This window comes from Gorillibacterium timonense, assembly GCF_001457415.1.
In the GTDB taxonomy this organism is placed as follows: Bacteria; Bacillota; Bacilli; order Paenibacillales; family NBRC-103111; genus Gorillibacterium; species Gorillibacterium timonense.
Genome location: NZ_LN881723.1, coordinates 618,237 through 642,584, shown reverse-complemented (window position 1 = coordinate 642,584; position 24,348 = coordinate 618,237). Strand labels below are relative to the sequence as shown.

The 24,348-nt window shown below is 53.4% G+C and carries 26 protein-coding genes and 1 pseudogene; 24 read left to right on the top strand and 3 right to left on the bottom strand.

What is annotated here, in order from left to right:
* Nucleotides 1-66: 66 nt before the first annotated feature.
* From BN2684_RS10605 to BN2684_RS10590, 4 genes are all read left to right on the top strand, one after another.
* Nucleotides 67-1,035, top strand: coding sequence for a YpdA family putative bacillithiol disulfide reductase (locus tag BN2684_RS10605; RefSeq protein WP_058302133.1), 969 nt, complete (start codon nt 67-69; stop codon nt 1,033-1,035).
* 25 nt (nt 1,036-1,060) lie between these two features.
* Nucleotides 1,061-1,783 (top strand): phosphonate ABC transporter ATP-binding protein, encoded by a 723-nt coding sequence (locus BN2684_RS10600; RefSeq protein ID WP_058302132.1) that lies wholly within the window; start codon nt 1,061-1,063, stop codon nt 1,781-1,783.
* Nucleotides 1,784-1,916: 133 nt separating this feature from the next.
* Nucleotides 1,917-2,690, top strand: a complete 774-nt coding sequence (locus tag BN2684_RS10595; RefSeq protein ID WP_058302131.1) for an alpha/beta hydrolase — start codon at nt 1,917-1,919, stop codon at nt 2,688-2,690.
* A gap of 112 nt (nt 2,691-2,802) precedes the next feature.
* On the top strand, nt 2,803-3,543 hold the full coding sequence (locus BN2684_RS10590) for a YwaF family protein (protein WP_234340214.1): 741 nt from the start codon (nt 2,803-2,805) through the stop codon (nt 3,541-3,543).
* A gap of 57 nt (nt 3,544-3,600) precedes the next feature.
* Here BN2684_RS10590 and BN2684_RS10585 read toward each other — a convergent pair whose 3' ends face one another.
* A complete protein-coding gene (locus BN2684_RS10585) occupies nt 3,601-4,242 on the bottom strand; it encodes a DUF1796 family putative cysteine peptidase (protein ID WP_058302130.1) in 642 nt (213 codons plus the stop codon).
* A gap of 144 nt (nt 4,243-4,386) precedes the next feature.
* Between BN2684_RS10585 and BN2684_RS10580 the strand changes: the two genes are divergently transcribed.
* From BN2684_RS10580 to BN2684_RS25365, 15 genes are all read left to right on the top strand, one after another.
* Nucleotides 4,387-5,691 carry a serine hydrolase domain-containing protein gene (locus tag BN2684_RS10580; protein ID WP_058302129.1) on the top strand — a complete coding sequence of 435 codons (1,305 nt, stop codon included), beginning with the start codon at nt 4,387-4,389 and terminating at the stop codon, nt 5,689-5,691.
* 71 nt (nt 5,692-5,762) lie between these two features.
* A complete protein-coding gene (locus tag BN2684_RS10575; RefSeq protein WP_058302128.1) occupies nt 5,763-6,089 on the top strand; it encodes a DUF3870 domain-containing protein in 327 nt (108 codons plus the stop codon).
* Between the two features lie 181 nt (nt 6,090-6,270).
* Nucleotides 6,271-7,095 carry a M55 family metallopeptidase gene (locus BN2684_RS10570; RefSeq protein ID WP_058302127.1) on the top strand — a complete coding sequence of 275 codons (825 nt, stop codon included), beginning with the start codon at nt 6,271-6,273 and terminating at the stop codon, nt 7,093-7,095.
* A gap of 137 nt (nt 7,096-7,232) precedes the next feature.
* Complete coding sequence (locus tag BN2684_RS10565) at nt 7,233-8,171, top strand: ABC transporter permease (protein WP_058302126.1); 939 nt, start codon at nt 7,233-7,235, stop codon at nt 8,169-8,171.
* Entirely contained in the window at nt 8,168-9,085 is a 918-nt protein-coding gene (locus BN2684_RS10560; protein ID WP_058302125.1) for an ABC transporter permease, read from the top strand. The genes BN2684_RS10565 and BN2684_RS10560 overlap by 4 nt, the downstream gene beginning before the upstream one ends.
* A gap of 4 nt (nt 9,086-9,089) precedes the next feature.
* The gene (locus BN2684_RS10555) at nt 9,090-10,280 is read left to right on the top strand and encodes an ABC transporter ATP-binding protein (RefSeq protein WP_082651877.1); all 1,191 of its coding nucleotides are present in this window, start codon (nt 9,090-9,092) and stop codon (nt 10,278-10,280) included.
* Nucleotides 10,281-10,322: 42 nt separating this feature from the next.
* Nucleotides 10,323-11,924: a peptide ABC transporter substrate-binding protein gene (locus BN2684_RS10550; RefSeq protein WP_058302535.1), complete on the top strand. Its 1,602-nt coding sequence runs from the start codon at nt 10,323-10,325 to the stop codon at nt 11,922-11,924.
* Nucleotides 11,925-12,014: 90 nt separating this feature from the next.
* Nucleotides 12,015-12,965 (top strand): S66 peptidase family protein, encoded by a 951-nt coding sequence (locus BN2684_RS10545; RefSeq protein ID WP_058302124.1) that lies wholly within the window; start codon nt 12,015-12,017, stop codon nt 12,963-12,965.
* A gap of 7 nt (nt 12,966-12,972) precedes the next feature.
* On the top strand, nt 12,973-14,076 hold the full coding sequence (locus BN2684_RS10540) for a dipeptide epimerase (protein WP_058302123.1): 1,104 nt from the start codon (nt 12,973-12,975) through the stop codon (nt 14,074-14,076).
* On the top strand, nt 14,073-15,140 hold the full coding sequence (locus tag BN2684_RS10535) for a C40 family peptidase (RefSeq protein WP_082651876.1): 1,068 nt from the start codon (nt 14,073-14,075) through the stop codon (nt 15,138-15,140). The genes BN2684_RS10540 and BN2684_RS10535 overlap by 4 nt, the downstream gene beginning before the upstream one ends.
* A gap of 197 nt (nt 15,141-15,337) precedes the next feature.
* Complete coding sequence (locus tag BN2684_RS10530) at nt 15,338-15,832, top strand: cysteine hydrolase family protein (RefSeq protein WP_058302122.1); 495 nt, start codon at nt 15,338-15,340, stop codon at nt 15,830-15,832.
* 156 nt (nt 15,833-15,988) lie between these two features.
* Nucleotides 15,989-16,783 (top strand): lipid II flippase family protein, encoded by a 795-nt coding sequence (locus tag BN2684_RS10525; RefSeq protein WP_058302121.1) that lies wholly within the window; start codon nt 15,989-15,991, stop codon nt 16,781-16,783.
* 521 nt (nt 16,784-17,304) lie between these two features.
* Nucleotides 17,305-17,685, top strand: coding sequence for an IS3 family transposase (locus BN2684_RS25370; protein WP_108722190.1), 381 nt, complete (start codon nt 17,305-17,307; stop codon nt 17,683-17,685).
* A 205-nt stretch (nt 17,686-17,890) separates the two neighbouring features.
* A complete protein-coding gene (locus BN2684_RS10520) occupies nt 17,891-18,196 on the top strand; it encodes a hypothetical protein (RefSeq protein ID WP_058302120.1) in 306 nt (101 codons plus the stop codon).
* Nucleotides 18,197-18,218: 22 nt separating this feature from the next.
* Nucleotides 18,219-18,620, top strand: a complete 402-nt coding sequence (locus BN2684_RS25365) for a phosphodiester glycosidase family protein (RefSeq protein WP_082651875.1) — start codon at nt 18,219-18,221, stop codon at nt 18,618-18,620.
* Between the two features lie 502 nt (nt 18,621-19,122).
* On the opposite strand, the pseudogene BN2684_RS25490 reads toward BN2684_RS25365, so the two are convergent.
* Nucleotides 19,123-19,447 (bottom strand): annotated as a pseudogene (locus BN2684_RS25490) (transposase); the annotation flags it as partial.
* Between the two features lie 241 nt (nt 19,448-19,688).
* Here BN2684_RS25490 and BN2684_RS10510 point away from each other — a divergent pair.
* Both BN2684_RS10510 and BN2684_RS25180 read left to right on the top strand, forming a co-directional pair.
* Nucleotides 19,689-20,207 carry a hypothetical protein gene (locus tag BN2684_RS10510; RefSeq protein ID WP_058302118.1) on the top strand — a complete coding sequence of 173 codons (519 nt, stop codon included), beginning with the start codon at nt 19,689-19,691 and terminating at the stop codon, nt 20,205-20,207.
* 183 nt (nt 20,208-20,390) lie between these two features.
* Nucleotides 20,391-20,516 (top strand): RCKP-type rubredoxin-like domain-containing protein, encoded by a 126-nt coding sequence (locus tag BN2684_RS25180; protein WP_262360914.1) that lies wholly within the window; start codon nt 20,391-20,393, stop codon nt 20,514-20,516.
* A 95-nt stretch (nt 20,517-20,611) separates the two neighbouring features.
* Here BN2684_RS25180 and BN2684_RS10505 read toward each other — a convergent pair whose 3' ends face one another.
* On the bottom strand, nt 20,612-21,151 hold the full coding sequence (locus tag BN2684_RS10505) for a hypothetical protein (RefSeq protein ID WP_159065782.1): 540 nt from the start codon (nt 21,149-21,151) through the stop codon (nt 20,612-20,614).
* Nucleotides 21,152-21,404: 253 nt separating this feature from the next.
* Here BN2684_RS10505 and BN2684_RS10500 point away from each other — a divergent pair, with 253 nt between their 5' ends.
* From BN2684_RS10500 to BN2684_RS10490, 3 genes are all read left to right on the top strand, one after another.
* Complete coding sequence (locus BN2684_RS10500) at nt 21,405-22,391, top strand: lipoate--protein ligase (RefSeq protein ID WP_058302533.1); 987 nt, start codon at nt 21,405-21,407, stop codon at nt 22,389-22,391.
* 90 nt (nt 22,392-22,481) lie between these two features.
* Nucleotides 22,482-23,558 (top strand): immunoglobulin-like domain-containing protein, encoded by a 1,077-nt coding sequence (locus BN2684_RS10495; RefSeq protein WP_058302116.1) that lies wholly within the window; start codon nt 22,482-22,484, stop codon nt 23,556-23,558.
* Nucleotides 23,559-23,664: 106 nt separating this feature from the next.
* On the top strand, nt 23,665-24,279 hold the full coding sequence (locus tag BN2684_RS10490) for a PaaI family thioesterase (RefSeq protein ID WP_234340213.1): 615 nt from the start codon (nt 23,665-23,667) through the stop codon (nt 24,277-24,279).
* The last annotated feature ends 69 nt before the right edge of the window (nt 24,280-24,348 follow it).

Below are 24,348 nucleotides of genomic sequence, written 5' to 3'. Positions count from 1 at the left end.
AGCGTGTGTTTTTGAACGAGGTAAAGTATAATTGGTAGAAGAAGCTGCCGGAAGGAGAAGAAGGACGTGGAGCAAGTCATCATCATCGGAGCCGGCCCCTGCGGCTTGTCTGCTGCGGCAGAGCTGAAGGAGGCAGGCCTGGATCCGCTCGTCATTGAAAAGGGTTCCATTGTGCACTCCATCTACCGTTATCCAACCTACCTCACCTTTCACAGCACTCCGGAGCTGCTCGAAATCGGAGGCATTCCTTTTGTGACGCCCAATGAGAAGCCTACCCGCTTGGAAGGGTTGAATTACTACCGGATGGTAGCCGAACGGAAGAAGCTGCGGATTCGCACCTATGAAGAAGTAACTGCCATCCACAGGACGGATCAAGGCTTTAGGCTGTCGTTAACTGACCGCCTGGGCCGGGAGAGCTGCTGCGAAGCACAGCATGTGGTGATCGCTACAGGGTATTTCGATCACCCGAACGAGCTTAACATTCCCGGCGAAGAGCTGGCTAAAGTTAGCCACTATTATACCGAAGCCCATCCCTACGCAGGACTTAAGATCGTCATCGTCGGAGGCAACAATTCCGCCATGGACGCCGCTCTGGAATTGGTCAGGGTTGGCGCGGAGGTCACGATCGTGTATCGAGGAGCCGAATTGTCCCCTTACATAAAAGCGTGGACCCGCCCGGTTATCGAGAGCATGATGGAGAAGAAGCGCATCCGCATGCTTTTTGAGAGTGAGCTGAAAGAAATCCGCGAGGATGCGGTACGAATCGCTGTTGACGGGCAAGAGATTTGGATCGATAACGATTTTGTACTGGCCTTGACCGGGTTTAAGCCCAATCGCGAGCCTCTGGTGCAGGCTGGGGTGACCGTGAATGAACAGACGGGCGCGCCGCTCTATGATCCGGAGACGATGAGAACGAATGTCCCGGGACTCTATATCGCGGGAGTGGTTGCGGCCGGGAACCGCGCGAATGATATTTTCATTGAAACAGGACGCCATCACGGCCGCCTGATCGCCCGTGACTTGACTTCGCATTAAGCAGGCAAAGGAGAATCGGTTAACCATGATCGTACGTCATTTGGAGAAGGCCTACCCCGACCATCCGGTCTTGAAGGGGCTTAGCTTTCAAGCGGATCCCGGTGAATTCATCGCGATCGTCGGAGCAAGCGGAAGCGGCAAGACGACGCTGCTTCGCTGCTTGACCCTGCAGGAATCGTGGGACAAAGGCGAGTACATTTACGATGGGAACAACGTGTTGGAGGGCAACCCGCTCAGCCGTCTGAAGATTCGGCGCAAATGGGTGTTTCTGAAGGAGGACCCGGGCCTCACTCCGAAGAAGACCGCCATTGAGAGCGTGTTGGAAGCTCGGTGGAGTCATATGCCGCTCTGGCGCAAAGTGATTCGCAAGTCATCGATGGACGAGCATGTCTATTCGAATGACTTTCTCGAGAAGGTGGGTCTGCTGGATAAAGGCAGCGAGAAGGTGGAGAAGCTGAGCGGAGGAGAGAAGCAGCGCGTAGCTCTTGCTCGCGCGCTCATTCAAGAGGCGAAGATGATTGCCGCAGATGATCCCGTGAAAGGGTTGGACCCCCAGTCGGTCAACCGGGTGATGGAGGATTTCCGGAATGTCGCCAAACGGGAAAAGGTTTTACTGGTCTGCGCCATGCAGCAGCTTGATCTCGCGGAACGGTATGCGACCCGCATCATCGGCTTGTCCGAAGGCCGGATCGTGATGGACATACCGGCCCGCAAGCTGACCGCGAAGGAGAAGGAGCTCATCTTGTAAAAGAGAGAGCGGCTATTGGAACAGCCGACGGCAGGCGGGCTTTACCGGATTAAACCTGGAGTTAAGGGAATCCCATCGGTTCCGTTCGGCAGTTAAGGTTATCCGCATTTATTTTGAAGGAGTTGGATTTTCAATGGCTTTGATTCAATGCGATTTTTACTCAGATGCCCTTGGGCTGAGCACCTCGATGAACGTCATTCTTCCCCAGAAATCCTATACCCAGATTGGAATGGCTTCATCCGGCGGGAAGGAAAAATATCCGGTGCTGTACCTGCTGCACGGCTTGTCCGATGACCACACCATCTGGCTTCGTCGTACCTCTGTGGAACGTTATGCCGCTTCGCTCGGACTGGCTATCATCATGCCGGCCGTTCATCGCAGCTTTTATACAGATATGGACAAGGGCTTGAAGTACTGGACGTTCATCAGCGATGAGCTGCCGCAGATCGTCCGTTCCTTCTTCCCAATCTCCGATGCTCGCGAGGACACCTTCGCAGCGGGGCTCTCGATGGGAGGCTACGGCGCCTTCAAGCTGGCTCTATCGCATCCTGAACGGTATGCGGCGGCAGCCAGTCTGTCCGGTGCTGTCGATATGGCAAGCTCGGTCAAGACAAATCGTTTGAACCTCGACGAGCTCAAGCTTATCTATGGAGACCTCGACAAGCTTTCGGGCAGCCGCAACGATCTACTGACGCTTGCCAGCGAGGTTGCCGCGTCGACGGGGCCAAAGCCGCTCTTGTACCAATGCTGCGGAACGGAGGATTTCCTCTATGAGGAAAATCAGAATTTCCGCGAGCATGCTTCGCGCCTGAATTTGGATCTGCTGTATGAAGAAGGTCCGGGCGAGCATGAATGGGGCTATTGGGATCAGCAGATTCAGCGCGTTCTGAAATGGCTTCCGTTGTAAGCGAGGCATAGACACTCTGTCGGATGGCACGAAGCAATCATTCAAGGAAATCACCTCCCGCATCCACAAACTTCTGGTAGAATAGAGCCAGAAGTTTGTAGATGATTCGGAGGTGTTTTTCATAGGAAACCGGTATTTCGACGTGTTCGATTCCCCGGATTTTGTTGCATTTACGCCCCAACACTTCGCAGCGCTCGGAGGCTGTGTCCTGATTGTCGGCTTGCTGTACCTTTTGCGACGCCCGCTTCAGCAGGGCAGTCGCCCCCGCTACATGAGATGGTTTCTGGCGAGCATGCTGATCCTCTGCGAGGTTTCTTTGAATGTCTGGTACGTAAGCGAAGGTATTTTCCAGGCGAAGGACACCCTTCCGTTTGAGCTGTGCAGCGTGACCCTGTATGTGGCCGTCATCATGCTTCTTACAGGCAACCGCCGGCTGTTCCCCTTCGTTTATTTCGCCGGGATCGGTGGAGCTCTTCAAGCGATCCTTACTCCGGTACTGGGGTACGGCTTTCCCCATTATCGCTATCTCGAATTTTTCATCGGTCATCTGCTCATCATTCTATCGGCCCTCTACATGGTATGGGTGGAAGGGCTGAGGCCTACGCTCGGCTCCTTGTTCGCGGCATTTGGCTGGCTTAATGTGCTGCTCGTCCCGGTGTGGATCGTCAACCGTTTGACCGGCGGCAATTACATGTTCATTTCCCGCAAGCCGGATACCGCCTCTCTACTCGACATACTCGGCCCTTACCCCTGGTACCTGCTTTCGCTGGAAGGGGTTGCGCTGCTCTTGTTCGCGCTGCTCTATCTGCCCTTCGGGTTACGAAGCGTGAAGAGAGCGAAGACGGGGCATTAGCCGTTGTATCGATTGACGCCGCCGCTTCGTATCCACACGATTAAGGTTGTCAGTGTACTACCTGTTGTTCTCTTCCCCTACGATGTTCACACCGGCGAGCAAAATTTTCCAAAGAGCATCCTGAGAGGTCCATCCGCTTACGACGGGAAGCCGGATTCCACATACCCGTTCCAGCGGCCAAAAGCAATCGGTGATGCCGTTTGACCCTCCGTAATTCACCACGAGAAGCCGATAATCATAGGTCAAGCGTTCATCGAGCAGCTTTACGAAGTGAACGGTTTGCTCCCAGGTGGCGCCGGTTCGGATGAACAGGCTCATCCGGCTTCGTTCCAGCTCATACAGAAAATGTTGAGCGCGGGTGTGCAGGCGACGAGCGAATGCCGGATAGTCGGGAAGCTGTCCGTCCGGATCATGATGAATGGAAAAATCCTGCGCGGATATGACCCGATAGAGGGAGTCTTGAACAAGGTGGAAGAGCTCGTTTTGGTCCTTGCCGATGATTCTAAGGCGATTTCGGTCCATAAACCCTTCAAAACGGTTTTCAAGGAGACGTCCGACATCCGGCAAATCGGAAAGCATCCAATCGAGCGGACCGGGATTCGCATAAAGCCGATTTTTGATCCGCTGAATGGAAGGCTGGCCATTGTAGCCGATGCTAAAGACGGCATCATAGGTCCCGGCAAGTCCCTGCAGGTCCATACCGCTTGAACACTCCTTTTCATCCGTGAGCGAATGTCTTATTCTCATATACAATGCAGGAGCGTTGGGGTTTGACTCCGCTTGGTGGCGGCACACCCCACGACAAGAGAAGATAACGGTTACGATTAGAAAGGGTGAAGGTTCGTGGAATCGGAAGCAACCAACAGACAAACGCAATTCGGCATCGATCATTCGAACAGAGACGAAGAGCAAACCGAGCGCGAATGCGGAGAAGAGCAGCCCGGTGGGGAAGCGATTGAATACAAGCACAAGTCGGGCACCTGCCGAATGGACGAGCTAGAGGAGGACATTCGGTCCATCCTGGAGAAGCATCAGGTTGTCGGTCTTGCAGCAGCGGCGATCGATCGGAACGGCGTGGTGTGGAGCGGAGAATGGGGATGGAGGAATCTGGAGAAGGGCCTTCCGGTTACGGAGGACACGGTGTTTCGGATCGCTTCCGTCTCCAAAACCGTAGTGGCAGCGGCTTTCCTCCAGCAGGTGGAACGGGGATGCTGCCGCCTGGAGCAAGATATCGGGGACATTCTCGGTTATCCTGTACGGAATCCGCGCTATCCGGACAAGCCGATCACCGCGCTCCATCTGATGACGCACACATCGGGGATTCAAGATCATTATGCGGATTTCGTTGTCGCCACCCGTTCGGAATCACCTCCAAGGCTGAAGCTGGAGGAGCTGCTTCTACCCGCTGGCAGGTATTACACCGATGCCTTATGGGGCGAGCACGAGCCAGGAAGTCCACATGGCTTTACCTATTCCAACGTGGGAGCCATCATCCTGGCTACAATGGTAGAGAAGCTGACATTTCAACGGTTTGATCTCTATTGCCTGGAGCAACTATTCGATCCGCTCGGAATGCTGAAATCCTCTTTTTCGTTGGACCACTTTGACAATTTGCAGGAAATATCGGTACTCTATGAATATTCCGTAAAAGAAAATCGCTTTCAACCCGCTCTTGATGATTATTCGAACGGCAGGCCGGCTTTACCTGATCTAGAGGGATATCGTCCGGGAACAAATGCGGGCCTGTTCAGCCCGCAAGGGGGGCTGCGAACGACCATGCGAGACTTGATCCGGTTCCTCGATGCGTTTCTGTTCGAGGGAGCCTGGGAAGGAGCGCGCATTCTGAGCGAGGAGAGCATTCGCCGGATGCGCCAGGCGGAATGGACGGGCTGGCGCAACGATGGCTTTTTTCGAAACAGCGGGCTGCAGCTTCACTTGACGGACGATCTACTTCCGGGAATCCGGCTGTACGGCCACGCGGGAGACGCTTACGGACTGCTCAGTGATTTCTATTATGAACCGGAGGAGGGATGGGGGTTCTGCTTCGCCATGAACGGGCTCGTTCAAGCAAAAACAGGAGGCGTTTATTACGCCGCCGAGGAGGAGATTGCCCGCCTTCTCTATGAAAAAATCCTTTCACCTCGATAAAGTTATTATGGATTTACAAAGCGAAAGGCTCGATGTTAGAATATTTAACATATTAACGGGGAGAGACTGCAGTGGAGTACGATAAATCTACCGTGTATGTGATCGGGGACGCCCAAGCGTCCGTGAACAATCCGATCACTCAGCAGTACAACGCTTTTTTCATCGGACTCGTGGTGGATTCCAAGGATCACACCATCGTGGATGCGGGTTGTTCCAGCACGATCGAGCTGACTTCGGATTTTGTGAAATCGATCTTTACCGGGCACAGTATTCTGAACCTTGAGCCAGTCGCCGAGGAGATTCGCCGGAGGTATCACGGTTCTTCACAGAAAGCGCTCATTGTTGCGTTTAAGGACGCCCAAAAAAAATACAAGAATGCCCTTGGCCTTCGGGATTAAGCTTCCGGATCATCCGGCGCATCCGATGCGGGCAAGCTGCTTTATTTATTCGTATGGCGACATACAACGTAGATAAAATCCAGCCGATGATGCTGAACGAAACGTTTGGCGGCATGGGCTGGATTTTGTTCTTTTACGGGGAGAGAAGGAAGAGAATCAGCGGAACAGGGAGGAATTGCCGATGAAATTGTACGTATCCGTCGACATGGAAGGCATCACGGGGCTTGTGGACAACACGTATGTGGACTCCAGACAGTACCAATACGCACGCGGCCAGCAGCTCATGACCGATGAAGCCAACCACGTGATCTACACGGCTTTTGACGAAGGCTGCACGGAGGTCGTGGTCAACGACAGCCACTCCAAGATGAACAATCTCCTGATCGAGAAGCTTCACCCCGAGACTCAGCTGATCTCGGGCGATGTCAAGCCCTTTTCGATGGTCCAAGGCTTGGATGCCAGCTTCGCCGGAGCGGCCTTCCTCGGCTATCACACGAAAGCCGCTCGCCCCGGGGTCATGAGCCACAGCATGATCTTCGGGGTGCGGGATATGCTCATCAACGGTCGGTCAGTCGGTGAGCTTGGCTTTAATGCCTATGTAGCCGGCTATTACGGCGTTCCCGTTCTGCTCGTGGCAGGCGACGACGAGACGGCAGTGGAAGCGGAGGAGTTGATCCCTGGAGTTGCAACGGCCGTGGTGAAGAAGCGGATATCCCGAACCTCCGCTCTCTGCCTGACACCGGAGAAGAGCGGTCAGCTGCTGAGGGAGAAGACCCGGGAAGCCCTTGCCAATCACGGAAAAGTGAAGCCGCTCGTTCCGCCGGACCAACCGCTCTTAACGATCGAATTCGCCAATTACGGTCAAGCGGAATGGGCGAATCTGATGCCGGGTACGAGCATCGACCCGAACGCGCCCTTTGTCAGCTACCAGGCCAAGACCATCCTCGAAGCCTATCAGGCGATGCTCGTCATGACCGAGCTTGCGATGCGTACGGCTTTTTGCTAGTACGCTGTCAGTTTAAAACCGTGGTCTCCGCACTACTTTCCATACCAATTGACGCCGATTCCTATCCAGACGATTAGGGCTGACAGCGTGCTAGAGCGTGATTTCAATTCGTGCGTGTTTGCCTAAGGAGGCTTCAGATGGCTCGATACATCCTGCAACGTTTTCTGTCCATGCTCGTTACTCTTTGGCTGATCGTGACGGCGACCTTCTTCCTGATGCATGCGGTTCCGGGCTCTCCCTTTGACAAAGAGGGCAAGAACATGAACCCGAACGTACTGGAGAACATGATGGCCCGTTACAATCTGGACCAGCCGCTTCCTCTGCAATATTTGTCTTACTTGAAATCGATCTTGACCCTCGATTTCGGCCCTTCCATTTCTCACTACCCCGATTCCGTTGCGAGTATGATCGAGCGCGGGTTTCCTGTTTCGCTGAAGCTTGGGATCGTCGCGATCTTATTCGCTGTCCTATCCGGCGTTGCCATCGGAACCGTAGCGGCCTTGAAGCAGAACAGTATTATTGATTACGCAGCCATGATCCTGGCCGTCATCGGCATCGCGGTTCCAAATTTCGTGTTCGCGACGCTCCTGATCAAGTATTTTGCCGTAGAGTGGAAGCTGCTCCCGGTAGCCACTTGGGGCACTTGGAAGCATATGGTGCTGCCCGTTGCCGCTTTGTCGGCGGGGCCGATCGCCATCATCGCTCGTCTCACGCGGGCCAATATGATCGAGGTGCTCACGGAGGATTACATCGAAACGGCGGAATCCAAGGGCATTCCCCCCTGGCGTGTCATACTGAAGCATGCGCTGCGAAATGCAGTCCTTCCCGTCATCACTCTGCTCGGGACGCTCGTTGCAAATGTGCTGACCGGAAGTTTTGTCATCGAGAAGATCTTTGCCATCCCCGGGATGGGCAAATATTTCGTGGACAGCATCAACAACCGGGATTACTCCGTCATCATGGGCACTACGGTGTTCTACAGCGCTCTTCTCATCTTCATGATGTTCCTGGTCGATATCGCTTACGGCCTCATTGATCCGCGCATCAAGCTGCATCGGAAGGAGGGAGAGGCATGAGCGTACCCGATCATCTCTTCGTTCCGCTGCGCAAGGAGGCATCCGCTGCAGAGTCGCTCGTTCGTCCGCAGCTCGGCTATTGGCAGGAGGCCTGGATCCGCCTCGCCCGCAACAAGCTGGCTCTAACCGGCCTCATCGTCATCGTTCTGCTCGCCCTGCTCGCGGCTTTCGGTCCGCTTCTGACGGATCAGAGCTATTCGAAGCAGCAGCTTACCCTCGCGAATCATGCTCCGAACGGGACGCACTGGTTCGGCACGGATGAGCTGGGACGCGATGTGTTCGCTCGCATACTCTACGGAGCCCGCATCTCCCTATTCGTCGGGATCGCCGCCGCGATCATCGATCTGGTGATCGGTATGCTCTACGGTGGAATCGCCGGCTACTTAGGCGGCCGCATCGACAATCTCATGATGCGCTTTGTCGATATTCTGTACGGCATCCCGTATCTGCTCGTCGTGATCCTGATGATGGTGGTGCTCGGCCCCGGACTCGGCACCATCTTGATCGCGTTGACGATCACCGGATGGATCGGCATGGCCCGGATCGTCCGCGGCCAGGTGCTCAAGCTGAAGAACGCGGAATATGTGCTGGCCGCCCGCACCCTCGGAGCCGGAGCATCCTATATCATCTTCAAGCATCTGCTGCCCAACACGATCAGCATTATCATCGTCCAGGTGACCTTCTCGATTCCCTCCGCGATTTTCGCGGAAGCCTTCTTGAGCTTTCTTGGACTCGGCATCCAACCGCCTCTTGCCAGCTGGGGTGTGATGGCGAACGACGGACTGCCGACGATTCTATCTGGACATTGGTGGCGGCTGTTCTATCCGTCCTTCTTCATCTCCATCACCCTTCTCGCCTTCAACCTGCTCGGCGACGGCTTGCAGGATGCCTTCAACCCCAAACAGAGGAGGTAAGCCCATGACGATACGATTCTGGCGTCCCGCTCCGAGTGCAGCTTTGCACGCTGCTGACCAAGCGGTGAACCGTGTGAGCCTGACCCATTCGCCGTCGGCTCTCCGAAACGACATTGACGAAGAGGGACAGGGTCGCTTCGGCGCTCAAGCGCAAGCCGTGAGAGATACGGCTGCGGAACCCGATCCGCTCTTAGAGGTGCGCAATCTCCGTGTATCGTTCTCCGCTTTTCGGGGGGAAGTCAAGGCGGTGCAAGGCGTCTCGTTTATCTTGAACCGGGGAGAAACTCTCGCCATCGTTGGAGAATCCGGCAGCGGCAAGAGTGTCACCGCCCGCAGCCTCATGCGGCTGCTGCCAAAGCGAACTACTCGCCAGACAACGGGAAGCATTCGCTTTAAGGGGAGAGAGATCCTCACCCTGGACGCGAAGGAACTGCGCCGGATTCGCGGAGCGGAGATCGGGATGATCTTTCAGGATGCCTTGAGCGCCCTCAACCCAACGATGACGATCGGCGAGCAGCTCATGGAGGGGCTGCTCTACCACAAGCACTTGTCGAAGAGAGAAGCTCGTGCGATCGCCATCAAGATGCTCGTACGGGTCGGCATCCCGCAGCCGGAGCTTCGCTTGAAGCAGCATCTGCACGAGTTCAGCGGCGGGATGCGGCAGCGCATCATGATCGCGATGGCCGCGGTTTGCGGACCGGATATTCTCATCGCCGATGAGCCGACCACCGCGCTGGATGTGACGATCCAAGCTCAGATCATTGAGCTGTTTCAGGAGCTGCAGCGAGAGCTTGGCGTCGCGATCGTCCTCATCACCCACGACCTCGGGGTGGTAGCCAAAATCGCCGACCGCGTCAACATCATGTATGCCGGACAAATTGTGGAGTCGGGAACGGTGGACGAGATCTTTTACCGCCCGCAGCATCCGTATACCTTGGGGCTGCTCGCCTCCATGCCGCGTCTCGACCAGAACAAAGATGAGCCGCTTGAGCCGATTCCCGGTTCTCCGCCGGATTTGTTCGCTCCTCCGGCCGGCTGTCCCTTTGCCGCCCGCTGCGAACGGGCCATGGAAGTTTGCTCCGCCTATCCGCCGCAGATGACACCGGTAGCGGATGGCCATCAGGTTGCCTGCTGGCTTCAGGACCCGCGTTCGTTGCGCGCTGCTCAGCCGAGCGTTAAGACGGTTATACGCTAATGTTTCCATAAACCCGCTTATGAAGGAGATGTGTCCATGTCCATGAAGAAACGTTCCATCCTGCTGCTCGTATTCGTACTCGTCCTAAGTTCCGCTCTCGCCGCTTGTTCGAAAGACAAGGACTCGGCTAGCGGAGGTAGCAAGATTCTGCTGTACAACAACCTGCGAGAACCGACCTCGCTCGATCCGCCTGTGGGCTTTGACCAGGTATCCTATGACATCCTGAACAACTTCATGGAAGGCTTGACGCGGCTCGGCAAGGAGCAGCTCCCCGAAGCGGCGATGGCCAAGGAATGGAAGATCTCCGATGATGGCAGAACCTACACGTTCACTCTGCGGGATGGCTTGAAATGGTCGAACGGAGATGACCTTAAAGCCTCCGACTTCGAGTTTGCCTGGAAGCGGCTGCTCGCCCCGGAGACGGCATCCCAAGCGGCGCCTCTCGCATACATTATTCAAGGAGCGGAAGCGTATAACTCCGGCAAGGGATCTGCGGATGACGTGAAGATCAAGGCGACGGACGATAAGACTCTGGAAATCACGCTGAACGAGCCTGCCTCCTGGGTGCTCAGCATGGTCTCCAACCCGGCTTTCTTCCCGGTGAATCAGAAGGTCGTGGAAGGCAATGACAAGTGGGCTGGTGAAGCGGCTACCCTCGTCAGCAACGGGCCGTTCAAGCTTACCGAGTGGAAGCATGACTCGGAAATCAAGCTCGTCAAAAACGATACCTATTGGGATAAGGACAGCGTGAAGCTGGATGGCGTCACCTTCTTGATGATCAACGACTCCAATACGGAATACCAGACGTTTGTCTCCGGCGGTCTGCATACTTCTGCCGTTCCGTCCGACATGGCGGATCAGTTGTTCAAGGACGGGAAGGTTCAGGTTTCAGACGGAGCCGGCACCGCTTTTTACCGGTTCAATGTGACGCAAGCTCCTTTTGACAATGTGAACATCCGCCGGGCATTCGTCGCTGCCGTCGACCGCCAACAATTGGTGGACCTCGTCACGAAGCGCAAGGAAAAGCCGGCGCAAGGCTATGTCTCCTATGGAATGAAAGACCCGTCCGGCAAAGATTTCCGCGAAGTAGGCGGCAAGCTGATCGACTTCGACGCAGCGAAAGCGAAGGAGCTTCTGGCTAAGGGAATGTCGGAAGCGGGTTACACGACCTTGCCGACGGTGACCATGACGTACAACACGAACGACCTGTCGAAACGGATTGCCGAAGCGCTGCAGGCGATGTTCAAGGATAACCTGGGCGTCGACATCAAGCTGGAGAACAAGGAAGGCAAGGTGCTCACTGCCGAACAGAAGGAGCTGAAGCTTCAGTTCTCGCGCTCCTCGTTCCTGGCGGACTTCCAGGACCCGATCAACTACCTCGACGCGTTCCAGACCGGCAATCCGATGAACCGCACCGGTTGGTCGAATGCGGAATATGACAAGCTGATCAAGGATGCCTACAAGGAGCCGGATGAAACAAAGCGCTTCGCGATGATGCATGACGCCGAGAAGCTTCTGATGGAAGAAGCACCTGTGCTTCCGCTCTATTATTACAGCAGCGCTTATCTGCAAAGCGACAAGGTGACGGACATCGTTCGCCATGCATTCGGTTATATGGATTTCAAGTGGGCGGTTTTGAAATAGGAATGGAACGATATCCACGGTGAGAGAAGCGCGGACCGCAGCTGCAAGCAGCACATCCGGACGGTCCGCGCAGGCAGGAGGCTTGAAGGAATGGCGGATAGGAGTTCACGCATAAAACCGCAGGCTCTAACCCCCGGAGATACGGTGGGGATCACGGCGCCAGCTAGTCCCGGTGACCGGGAAGCGGCGGTTCGCGCTGCTTGCTGCTTGGAAAACCTTGGGCTAAAGGTGCGCTTTGGTGAGACGCTTCAACTCAAACGGGGCTATCTGGCTGGAGATGATCGGCAGAGAGCGGAGGAATTGAACGGCATGTTTGCCGATCCTGACATCAAGGCCATCGTCTGTTCACGGGGTGGGTATGGTACCGGAAGAATCGCGGACCGGCTCGATTATGAGCTCATCCGCGCCAACCCGAAGATCTTTTGGGGATACAGCGACATCACGTACCTGCATGCGGCGATTGGTCAAAAGTCGGGGCTCGTCACCTTCCATGGCCCGATGCTGATCGATCTCTCCCAGCCCGAGGTGCATCCGCTCACCCTGCAATCCTTTCAAAGCCTGCTCCAGCCGCTTGTCTTTCGCTATACGGAAGAGATCTCGCCCCTTGAGGTTCTAGTGGAAGGAGAAGCGGAGGGGGAAATCGTCGGTGGCAATCTCTCGCTCCTTGCAAGCGGGCTGGGAACTCCTTATGAGATCGACACGGCGGGCAAGCTCCTCTTCATCGAGGATATCGATGAAGAACCTTACAGCGTCGACCGGATGCTGAATCAGCTCCGGCTCGCAGGGAAGCTTGCGGATGCCGCCGGCATTGTTGTCGGGGATTTCCATGATTGCGAGCCGAAGAAGCGGCTGGAATCGCTCACTCTCCAGGAAGTGTTGAACGATTATTTGATTCCGGCAGGGAAACCGTGTCTTAGCGGCTTCCGCATCGGGCATTGTTCTCCGAATATCGCGATTCCATTCGGGGTCGAAGCGGTGCTTCGCACCTCGGAGCGGGTATTGGAATGCAAGGAGCCCGCCGTTCAGACAGAAGGAGGCTGACAGACAGATGAAGATTCAGAGCATCAAGGTATCCCGGCAGTCGGTTCCGCTGGTGAAACCGTTCAAAACCGCGCTGCGCACCGTCACCCATGCCGAGTCCATTGTGGTCCGGGTGGAGTCGGAGGACGGCCGGATCGGATGGGGGGAAGCGCCTGCAACGGTCGTGATTACAGGCGACAGCCTGGACAGCATCGAATCGGCCATCGTTCACACGCTGGCGCCCCCCCTCATCGGCAAGGACCTGCATGCCTACGAGCAGATCTTTCATACGCTGCACAGCTCCATGGTAGGCAGCCCCTCCGCCAAAGCCGCCATCGACATGGCGGTATACGACCTGATCGGTCAGCAATGCGGGCTGCCTCTGTACCAACTGCTCGGCGGTTATAAGGATCAGCTCGAGACCGACTTTACGGTGAGCGTCAATTCCCCTCGGGAGATGGGAGAAGACGCCTCCCGCTACGTGGCGGCCGGATTCAACGTGCTCAAGATCAAGGTCGGCAAGGATGGCATCCAGGAGGATCTGGAACGCATCCGTGAGATCAGGCAGACCGTCGGAAACGATATCAAGATTCGCTTGGATGCCAATCAGGGCTGGCAGGTCAAGGATGCGATCCGCTCGATCCGCCGGATGGAGGACATGGGTCTCGACATTGAGCTCGTAGAGCAGCCGGTGAAGGCGCTCGATATCGACGGGCTGAAGGCGGTGACCGATGCGGTGGAAACGCCGGTGATGGCGGACGAAAGCGTCTTTACGCCTGCTCAAGCCTTTGACGTGTTGAAACGCCGCGCGGCCGATCTGATCAACATCAAGCTGATGAAGTCCGGCGGCATCTACAAAGCCCAGATCATCAATCATCTGGCGGAGGAATGCGGCGTGGAATGCATGGTGGGCAGCATGATCGAATCGCGGATCGCCGTAACAGCGGCGGCTCATCTTGCCGCAGCCAAGAAAAACATCACCCGCTTCGATTTCGACGCCCCGCTCATGCTGCTAAACGACACGGTGGAAGGTGGTGTGGAGTACAACGGGAGGGTGATGACGTTTCCGCGAGCGCCCGGCCTCGGCATCTTCAGCGTTGCTTCCGGAGAAAAGGTGGGTGCGGGCTCATGAGCGCGCAGCTCCCACAGGAAGCCGTTACCACTGCGGTATTCGGCCGTCCAGAAGGATCGCTCTGGGCGGACATTCGCACCGTCGCCGTTTCCGTCGCGACCGTGTGGACCTCGCCCGCCTCTCCGCGCTCTCTGGACGCGCCGATCTTGAGCAAGCCCGTAGAGATGAGCGCTTGGCTCGGTTCTTTGTCGCTCGACGACAAGCTCGACCTGTATAGCGGGAATCGGATTCAAACCCAAGCGTTGTATGGAACGGCGGTGTTGGTTCTTGAAGAGCTAGGCGAATGGGTGAAGATCGCCATTCCCGATCAGCCGACGGGGAAGGACGGCCGAGGCTATCCCGGCTGGGTTCCTGCGGTTCAGCTTGAGCGGGGAGCAAGCGGATCCGCCGAATGGAAGGCGGTGGTCCTGGCGGACAAAACGGGCTTGTACGCTGATCCTGAGGGGTCTCCGGAGCTTACGCTGGCGTTCCTGACTGAGCTTCCCTGCTATGGACTCACTCCGGACAGCGGCTGGATTCAAGTCGTCACTCCGCAGGGGCTGCGGTATCTTCCTGCGAGCGAGGTGCGTGTTCTACCGAACCGGATCGCTGCCGAATCCGGCGGAGGGAGGCCACAGCTCCCGAGTTCCGGAATGGCCGCTTTAGCAGCGGAGAACGAAACGTTACTCTCCGGCGGGGAGAAAATGGTCAAAGCGGGAAAACGATTCCTCGGGCTGCCTTATCTATGGGGAGGGATGTCCTCCTACGGCTATGATTGCTCCGGCTTCGCCTACAACATGCATCGCTCCCAAGGGATCATTATTCCCCGAGACGCATCGGATCAAGCCCGCAGAGGAGCGGTTGTGGAGAAAGGATGGGAGCAGCCGGGCGACCTGCTTTTCTTCGCTTACGAGAACGGCACAGGCGCTGTCCATCACGTGGGCATGTATGCGGGAGAGGGGAAGATGATTCATTCGCCTGATTCGGCTAGCAGCATCGAGCTTGTTGAGCTCTCGACTTACAAGCTGCTTCACGAGCATTGCGCTACCCGCCGCTATTGGGGCGATTCGCCGCCAAAGCATTGATCGTCCTTACACCCTGCAAGAATATCCAATTGCGCCGGATGGGTCATAACCTGTCCGGCTTTTCTCATAAGCTAAGGAAGATGGCCGAGCAGGATATTGGATAAGCAGTCGCGAATTAATGGGATGCGATACCAGTTGAAGGAATAAAAAGAAGCGTTGCTTTGTGGCGCCTATATCCGTAAGGAGTGAAGCCTTCTATGAAAATAGCCTTGCTCATCATCGATTTGCAGGTCGGATTGATGCAAGAAAGTCCAGCCTTGCCGCTGCGAGCCAAGAAAGCATGCGAACACATCAATTACGTAGCATCTCTGCTCCGCAGCAATCGGCAGTTGGTCGTGCATGTGCAGGACAACGAGCAGCAGGAGGACGAAGCGGCCTTCGCGATCATCCCGGAGGTCGATCAGGAACCGGACGATCTCTACATCCGCAAGACCTGGGCCAATGGCTTCTGGAATACGGAGCTGGAGACCATTCTTCGCAATCGGGAGATAGATCTCGTCATCGTCTCCGGCTTTGCCGCCGAGCATTGTGCCCTGTTTACCTTCAACGGGGCGGTGGAGCGAGGCTTCAAGACGGCCATCCTGCAAAAGGGAGTGGTCAGTATGTATGAAGACCAGCCGCTCAGCCTTTACCGGGATCGGTTCACGATCTCCTATCCTGTGGTTGAGGCTATTCTCGGCGTGAAGGAATAAGCCGGAAGAGGCTTGAAGAAACCAGTTAAGGCATGAAGATGACAGCTGATCCGTCGGTAAGCGGGTTGGTTTTAGACAAGTCTTAGATAAAGGAAACGCAGAGCCTGCGAACGAATGGAATTCCGGTTTTGCGAAAGAAGCGGGGGACGAAATCAGATGATGGACGGTTTCTTATTAGCGTTTTTGCTGACGGTGGTGATTCATGCGGTGGAGACCTTGTCTTACTCCCTTCGCTACGCAGGAGTACGTACGGGCAAATACGCCGTCGCTCTATCGCTTACGGGGATCGTCCTGCTCGTATCCCGAACCTCAAATCTGATCCAGTCCCCCATTCTCGGCAAAATGGTCGATCTCGCGAAAAAGGATTCGAGTTATCCGCTACTCACATCTTTTCGTTCCATCCTGACGGCATCCAGCGTCGGAACCTTGCTGGGGCTTCTGCTCTTTCCGACCTTGGTCGTCTTCGCCTCGCGTTTTCTCAGCCACTTGGAGGCCGCAGGCTCCTTGTCGAAGATGGTCACCAGCGTCACGATTGAGCAGCTGAAGAAAGCGCCCGTCCACCTGCGCAGGCCGACTTGGGCTATGCTCCGCTCCTTGCGCATCTATGGCGTGCCCAAGCGCTTACTAGCCCTGAACATCATGGCCACGGCTATTTATACGACAGGCGTTCTGTCCGCCTTGTATGCCTCCTATCTCAGCCCCGAATTCGGCACGGCTGCATCGCAATCGTCCGGGCTGATCAATGGATTAGCGACCGTCATCCTCGCGCTTATGATCGATCCGAAGATGGGGCTCATGACAGACAAAGCGCTCGCCTATCCGAAGGAACGCGCCCGACTTGGTAAAATCTTCGCTCTCATGATCGTCACGCGGCTGATCGGAACGATGGTTGCTCAGGTGCTGCTGGTTCCGGCTGCTTATTGGATCTTGTGGGTCATGAAGTGGCTGTAAGCTGTCCACCTAGTAATAAGTATTAGAAGGATCGTTTCCTAAGCATTAACTTTCTAACCCACACTTCCATCGGAAGGGAGAGGAAACGGCTCAATCCGTTCTAATAATCCCATAGAAAAGAGGAACTTTCTTTCATTCGTTTACCCTCCTGACCGTTATTGATATTACAGCATTGTCGGTATGATGACCGTATATTATGGATTAGGTATCCAACCAAACTGAAATATAGTAAGGGATATCAATTCAATTTTTCATCAATAAGGGTTCTGGCAGGCGCCGTGAACCATTTTTGCAGAAAGCGTCTCTCCAAGATTATGATCAGCCGGAATAGGTTGAATTTGCCTATTTTAACGATCATTTTCTGGGAGAAGCGCTTTTTTGTGTTCCATCACAACCCAACATTTTTGAAAAGAAGAGGATGAGGCATGGCAATAACAGATTGGAGAACCTTTTGAATCGGTAGTTCCGAACGGAGAAACGGAATAAAGCCCGTCTTACAGATATTACCTATATCGTCACCGATGAGGGAGGCTGTATTTGGTGAGCGTCATAGATCTCAAAGCCGAAAAATCGTGGGGTTCCAGATGGTTGAACGGATGACAAAGAAGTTGGTCATTCAGGCTCAGGGTCGGAAATGCAACCAGCAGCAGCCTGAAGAAGGACTGCTTCACCATTCAGATCGCGGAAGCCAGTATGCCCCTCACGATTACCAAGCCCGGCTGGCAACCTTCAAACAAACACAAAAGCGAATCTTCGAATACATCACATGCTTCTATAATGCAAAACGAATCCATTCTAGACTTGGAAGGGCGGCATATTTTTCTCGATTCTTTTATTCTTTGTATCTTTCTATTGACAGAGGTTCAATCCGTATATTTATTTGCTTGTCTTATATCCTTTAAATCGCTAACGAAAGCTTCATGCATAAATTTTGAATAGGTTGTTTTTTTCGAGTTTGTCTCACTTTACTTTATAAGGACAAGTAATTGGAAAGGTTTCCTGGCGGTGAGTGGCGAAGGATACGCCTTCCGCTCGGTTATCCTAGCCCGCACCAATTCCTAACCTAAAAATAATGCTTATAAATACGCAAATAGGAGGAAATCCAAAATGGCTGTTGCAAAACACACACATAGTACAATTAATTCCAAGTCGGTGGATTACATCGAAGTAGACATCAGCGCAACCGGTGTTGAAATACTCAGTCTTTATAATGCTGATCCTACTAAAAAAGTAAGAAAAGAACTGGATCTTTCTGATAAATTAGGTATCAATGGAACTTTCTTTGATGACGGCACCTTTGTAACTTGCGGTATTACTTGGGGGGGGAGGTTGCGCGTCCCTCGGTCCGAATGGTGCAACAAATCAAGGTTTCAAACGGGGGACGTTTGTTTGCTTCCGTCCGAACAATGGTAGTTCGAGGACTGCATCCTCTTTTATTCTCAACACATCTGCTGACCTTTCCATTCCGACAAGTTGGGTTGATTGGGCGATTGGTGGTATTAGCCTATTCATCGGAGACTCGACAATTACTTCAGCAAGCGTCCTTACCACAAAACTCGCATCCGAAAAGGGAAATGCCGACATCACCGGATCTAATTATCGCTCTGCCATCGGCATCAAAAGCGGGAAAATCGTCCTTGCCGTAATCGACCAAGCAACTCCTTTTGAAGTACGAGGGATCATGTCCTCTTTAGGTTGCTACGATGGAGTTATGCTGGATGGAAGCACTGCATCCAAAATGCGATATAAAAATGCTAATGGAACGGTTGGAACGGTTTCTTTCGGTTCCCGTCCTACTGTTAGTACCGTAACAATTACGAACGCGACTTGGCTATAAACGTTATTCCAAATGCTTCAGAAAAGAGGGTGTCTCAGAAGCAAACTTTTGACACCCTCAGCGACAAAATGATATGACAGCTAAATGAAACCAAGGGTCGTTGACAACTTCCCAAGCTGCGATTTTACTTTCTCCAGATGAGGGATGAGGCAGCGTGAATCGGTAGGCCGCTATACTGAGAATATGAACTGGTTTTCGGTACCGATCTGCACATTGTAACCTGGCTTGAGCTGGCCGTTTCGCATATGGTCTTCTTTCATTCCCATAAAGGTGGCGTCATGGTCGGTTTTGCTGTAGCTGTTTCTCGTGCCTAAAATCGCTTCATGCGAGGAAGAAGGTCCTTACGGAGAATACGCACTGCTTTCTTTAGTGGCTTACCGTTCGGCTTCTCCTGCAGGCGTTCCCTCAATTGTTTGACGGCATGCTCCAGCTTCTCACTCGTTATGGTAGAAAGACTCGCCCAGTTCGGGAAGATCCCGATCCTTATGCGGTCCTTCTTCTTCCCCCAAACAAAGGTATATCGGTTGGCATTGGCTTCGATCTTGGTACTGTCCACAAAGTAATGCATGAGCTGCACGTAGTTATCTTCCGCTAAAAATTGAAGAACCGCAGTAAACACGGTCTCCTGCACAGCTTTCATGCGCTCCGAGCGAAAGCAGTTGATGGTTCGAAAGTCTGGGCGCTACCTACCTGCGATCTACATTAACATTTTCGCGGACGGCCTTGGCAATCTGACGAGAGGAGTTGATGCGTTGCGTATAGGTGTAAATGATGATTATGCTGAGTATCTTGGGGTGATAACAGTCTCGTCCACCTCTAGGATAAGCTACGTGCTATATTGAATGTACATAAGAAACCTCTCCTATTGGTTATGGTTGGATTTTTACCAGAGTGGTTTCTTTTTGTGTTACGAATTGAAAAGAGGGAGTCCCTCAGTCATCTACAATGACTTTTGGGATACCTTCTTTTTGCCTTTTTTACATTGAAATTGAGTGAAGCGTGTGTTTATTCTGTCATTGAAACTTTTACCATTTATTCTCGTTTATTATATAAAAAGGAGGAGAGTTTATGAAGCACTTATTACCGGTAGGAATTTTGCTGATCATTTTATTAACCGGGTGTACACACATAAATGAAAATAACTCAGAAGATCTTCAATCATCTGCTACGGTAAAAAATACACGACCATCACAGTCACTTGAATCACCTGTTGTCACACAGGAAATAACTTCATTCGAGAAAGGGGTTTTTGTTGACTTCTTCAAATTGAATCAGGATTTCATCACGGATGAAATTCGACAACGATTAAAAGACAACTTGGAAGCTCTCGTCAATAAAGATGAAGTCAAATTCAAAGCGACTTTACTTGAAGGTCATGATACTCCTGGTAATATGGATTTCGTTAAAAACACAAACCAATACAGATTTCTAGATATTTCTCGATGCGAATACTATCCGAAGGGCGAGGGGATATCAATCTCAGTACTCGTACAAATATGGAGAGACAAAAGGATTGACGAAGTAAATCTAGGATATTACTTCGAGCCTAACGAAGCAGGAGAATGGAAAATTCAATTGATCGACTGATAATGAGTAAGTAGTACCTGCTGTGACCATTTAAAAGGGGAGAATAAAAGGGGTTTGGTCTCCGATGAAGCTGCCGCAAAACCGACAAAACTAGGGGAAGGAGTGTTCGCCTTTTTCTCGAAAAGAGTACAGGAGAGCGCTCCACGCTCGTAAAACTCGGATAACGGAAGCGAGGTGCAACCCATGGCAGTATGGAAATGCAAGGCTTGCGGCGAAACGAAGGAAGGCCGCTGCCGTCCGGGCAAATGCGCGAAGTGCGACGCCCCGAAGGAAAGCTTCGAGAAGGTCGAAGAGACGACTGCGAAGTAAAAGGTTAGCAAGCAAAAGTACTGTCGGTGAGCGAGCTGCTCCGGCGGTACTTTTTTGTACGGAGGATAATCATTGGGTCTGAGATTTACTCTTGCCTAATAGGAGGTTTGCGAAAATGTGAAATCGTGTAGATGGCATATCCAATGGCGGCTACACCCACGATCGAGCCATACAACGTCTTGAAACCGGTCAGTCATACCGGGATGGGATGCACCGCTTGCGAACAGGAAACGCACTCCCGTCAGAATCGTGACATTCCCCGTCATCATGAACCAAAGATCCGGGAAAATGTGGACGATAAACAAACCGGAATAGACGGCTAGCATAAGCCCCAGGAAGATCCCTTTGTTCCTCATAAACAAATAAACAAGAAGAGCGAGGGTAAGAAAGAGTATGGCATTATCGATCAGAAAATATCTTTTGAATACGTCATAATACCAGTGATAAATACCTGTCGTATCAAGCCCACCTGTTAGATCACGTGAAAAATACAATCGAATACTCTTTCTTAATCCAGAATACTGTTTTTGCTGGTAATGAGTAACCATGTTCCATATAAAAACGATATGGCTCACAAACAGCGTAAGAACCAGTACCCGCAGATAAGGCAAAATCTTATCTTCTAACTCTTCCATATCTCGCTCCATCGTCCTCCCGGTCTTCCCACCCGTTTGTAGAACTGCTTGTCAAGGCATGATCGTTTGCAGTGCGCCAGGCGAATGAACTAATCATATGAAATATTACCAATAATTAGATATGATATTTCTAACACTAATATAACTAGCTTTCATTTTGTGAATTTGATCACGCGTTTGCGCCCTCCGCTCAGGAGTGATATCGTGAAAGATGAGCAATAAAACTTACATAAGCAAAGCGGAGGGACCTGACATGCTGTTCATCGATAACGAAGGAATAACGGACCCGCGAATCAACCTGGCGCTCGAGGAATACGCGCTGAAGAATCTGCCCGCGGATTCGGATTATTTGCTGTTCTACATCAACGAGCCTTCCATCATCATCGGCAAAAACCAGAACACGATGGAAGAGATCAATACGGAATACGTGGATCAGGAAGGCCTCAAGGTGGTTCGGAGGCTGTCCGGAGGCGGAGCGGTCTACCACGATCTCGGCAACCTGAACTACAGCTTCATCACGAACGACGACGGCAACTCCTTTCACAACTTCCGCAAGTTCACCGATCCGGTGGTAGCGGCGCTGCGCAAACTGGGGATTGAGGCGGAGCTTTCGGGCCGCAACGATATTCAGATTGGAGAACGCAAAATTTCTGGCAACGCTCAATTCACACAGAAAGGCCGGATGTTCAGCCACGGTACGCTGCTGTTCAATACCGAGCTCGGCAAGGTCGCGTCGGCTCTGCGGGTGAATGCGGAGAAATTCAAATCGAAGGCGGTCAAATCGGTTTCGAGCCGCGTCGCCAACATCACGGAGTTCCTCGATCAACCGATGACCATTGAGGAGTTCCGCAGCTTTCTCCTGCATTCGTTTTTTGAAGGTAAAGACGTCCAAAAGTACCCGCTTACGGAAAAGGACTGGGAGCAAGTCCGCGCGATCTCGGCCGAGCGATATGGCAATTGGGACTGGAACTACGGCAAATCTCCTGACTTCAACTACCGGCAAGTGAAGCGGCTGACTGCGGGAACTTACGACTTCCGGCTGGATGTTCAGAACGGCCGTATATCCCGAGCGTCGCTGTACGGCGATTTCTTCGGGGTAGGAGAAGTGGCGGAGATCGAAGAGAAGCTTGCCGGAGTGAAATATGACCGGGAGTCCGTCCGCGAGGCGTTGAATGGTGTCGATCTCAAGTATTACTTTGGTCCCGTGACGGAGGACGAAATACTCGATTTATTGTTCTAAAGAGGCGCTGGACCCCCATACACCCTGAAAATGGCAGCGGCCGCCGAATCTGTATATTGAAAATTGATACAGAAAAGGAGAGGATCACGGGTGATATCCAAAAAGACACTGACCCTGATCACCGCAAGCGCGCTCATTCTCGGAGCTATTGCTCCTGCAGCTACGATGGCACAAGGCAAATCGACCCCTCCCGGGCAGGAGAAGAACGGGAAAGCGGTAGGCAGCGACAGATCCCGGCAAGTACTCGATAATTTCGTCCAACAGTGGAAGAAGAACCAGCCGAATAAAAAAGCGAAGAAGACCGATGCCTCCCGCGTAGCGGAGGCGAAAGCGGCACTCGCTATCGATTTCGGCGGCAAGGATACCGTCGCATCCGTCACAACTTCACTCGATAAGCTTCCCCAAACAGGAAAGCAAGGGGTTAAGATCACTTGGCAGTCGAGCTACCCGGACATGCTGACGAATGAGGGCAAGCTCATCAAACGCCCGGCTGCAGGCACAGGCGACGTCAAAGTTGTGCTGATCGCCGTTCTGTCGTATGGAACAGCACAGGACTATAAAGTGTTCGAACTAACGGTGAAAGCCGACATCAGCGATGCTCAGAAGGTCGCGCTCGACAAAGCGGCACTCAAGCTGGACTATGCCAAAGGGGATTCGGCTTCGTCCGTCACCAAGCCGATTGGCTTGCCGACCAAGGGAGCGAACGGCTCCAAGATCACCTGGTATTCCTCCAATCCATCCGTGATCTCGAATGACGGCAAGACGGTGAACCGACCTGGCCCCGATGCGAACGGAACGGTGCTGCTCACGGCCATTATTACGAGCGGCAGCATCTCCGATACGCTCAGCTTTACCGTGACTGTCAAACCGGTATTGTCGGAAGCTCAAAAGGTTGCCGCTGACAAGGCTGCGCTGACCATCGGATTTAGCGGAACCGATACCGCAGCGTCGGTTACCCGGGAGCTGAAGCTTCCTTCCCAAGGGGAGAACGGTTCGAAGATTCTTTGGCTGTCCTCCAACACCGCCCTGATTCCCAATGGAGGGAAGAAAGTGAACCGCCCCGCAGTCGGAACGGGCGATCAAGCCGTGGTGCTGACCGCTATTCTCTATAATGATATGGCGAGCGAGTCCAAGACGTTTACCGTCGTGGTTAAGCAGAAGAACTAAGCGTACGAATCGACCCACAGCAAGCGATAGACAACAGGTAAACAGGCCCTCAGGCTGCGGAACAAGGAATCGGAAGGGATTCCGGACCTCGCGGCTTGGGGGCCTTTTGGGATGGGAACAGACCTTTGCCAGGATGGATGCTTGTAAGGTAAGATGGAAGGATGACCTGCCGGACAGGCAGGAGGAAACGCACGAAAAGCGGGTGATCGAAGTGGAACGGAAGGAATTGATCGAGAAGATCGAAGGATTGTCGGAGCGCGACGTCCATGTCGTGGAAGAGACGGTGCGAGCCTTGGCGGGGATGAAGACGAATCGCTACCCGTTTCTGGGGAATTTCCTGCAGATTGAGCGGGAAGAGCGCGGAGCGGACGGAGTTTTTCGTTGTGGCATGCCGATTCGCCCCGATATGCAGAATCCGTACCGAATCGTGTACGGGGGGCTGACAGCAACTCTCGCCGATATGGCCATGGCCTGGATGCTGGAAGACTATATCCAGGACCCGGACAAATATGTGACCCTCGATATGAATGTGACCTATCACAATCCCGGCATCGGCAAGCGGCTCCTCGCGGAGGCGCGGGTGGTCCATCATGCGGCGGACATCTGGCAAGTGGCCTGCACGATTCAGAATGACCGGGGCCAGCTAGTCGCAACGGCTACGGGAACCTTCCTTCAGCTTGTGCGAAAAGCGAGGATGAAAGCGGGAGAAGGAAGCCTATAGTCTCCGGCTTCCCAATCTCCTATCTACTTGTCAAGGCTTTGGGTATAACGCAAAAAAACGGCCGAAGGG

Coding starts and splice junctions, on each gene's coding strand:
- BN2684_RS10600 (WP_058302132.1), top strand. CDS start 1,061: ATGATCGTACGTCATTTGGAGAAGGCCTACCCCGACCATCCGGTCTTG.
- BN2684_RS10535 (WP_082651876.1), top strand. CDS start 14,073: ATGAGCGCGCAGCTCCCACAGGAAGCCGTTACCACTGCGGTATTCGGC.
- BN2684_RS10585 (WP_058302130.1), bottom strand. CDS start 4,242: ATGGACCTGCAGGGACTTGCCGGGACCTATGATGCCGTCTTTAGCATC.
- BN2684_RS10545 (WP_058302124.1), top strand. CDS start 12,015: ATGGCGGATAGGAGTTCACGCATAAAACCGCAGGCTCTAACCCCCGGA.
- BN2684_RS25370 (WP_108722190.1), top strand. CDS start 17,305: ATGAGGGAGGCTGTATTTGGTGAGCGTCATAGATCTCAAAGCCGAAAA.
- BN2684_RS10510 (WP_058302118.1), top strand. CDS start 19,689: ATGAAGCACTTATTACCGGTAGGAATTTTGCTGATCATTTTATTAACC.
- BN2684_RS10555 (WP_082651877.1), top strand. CDS start 9,090: ATGACGATACGATTCTGGCGTCCCGCTCCGAGTGCAGCTTTGCACGCT.
- BN2684_RS25180 (WP_262360914.1), top strand. CDS start 20,391: ATGGCAGTATGGAAATGCAAGGCTTGCGGCGAAACGAAGGAAGGCCGC.
- BN2684_RS10540 (WP_058302123.1), top strand. CDS start 12,973: ATGAAGATTCAGAGCATCAAGGTATCCCGGCAGTCGGTTCCGCTGGTG.
- BN2684_RS10550 (WP_058302535.1), top strand. CDS start 10,323: ATGAAGAAACGTTCCATCCTGCTGCTCGTATTCGTACTCGTCCTAAGT.
- BN2684_RS10505 (WP_159065782.1), bottom strand. CDS start 21,151: ATGGAAGAGTTAGAAGATAAGATTTTGCCTTATCTGCGGGTACTGGTT.
- BN2684_RS10530 (WP_058302122.1), top strand. CDS start 15,338: ATGAAAATAGCCTTGCTCATCATCGATTTGCAGGTCGGATTGATGCAA.
- BN2684_RS10595 (WP_058302131.1), top strand. CDS start 1,917: ATGGCTTTGATTCAATGCGATTTTTACTCAGATGCCCTTGGGCTGAGC.
- BN2684_RS10500 (WP_058302533.1), top strand. CDS start 21,405: ATGCTGTTCATCGATAACGAAGGAATAACGGACCCGCGAATCAACCTG.
- BN2684_RS10560 (WP_058302125.1), top strand. CDS start 8,168: ATGAGCGTACCCGATCATCTCTTCGTTCCGCTGCGCAAGGAGGCATCC.
- BN2684_RS10570 (WP_058302127.1), top strand. CDS start 6,271: ATGAAATTGTACGTATCCGTCGACATGGAAGGCATCACGGGGCTTGTG.
- BN2684_RS10565 (WP_058302126.1), top strand. CDS start 7,233: ATGGCTCGATACATCCTGCAACGTTTTCTGTCCATGCTCGTTACTCTT.
- BN2684_RS10520 (WP_058302120.1), top strand. CDS start 17,891: ATGGCTGTTGCAAAACACACACATAGTACAATTAATTCCAAGTCGGTG.
- BN2684_RS10525 (WP_058302121.1), top strand. CDS start 15,989: ATGATGGACGGTTTCTTATTAGCGTTTTTGCTGACGGTGGTGATTCAT.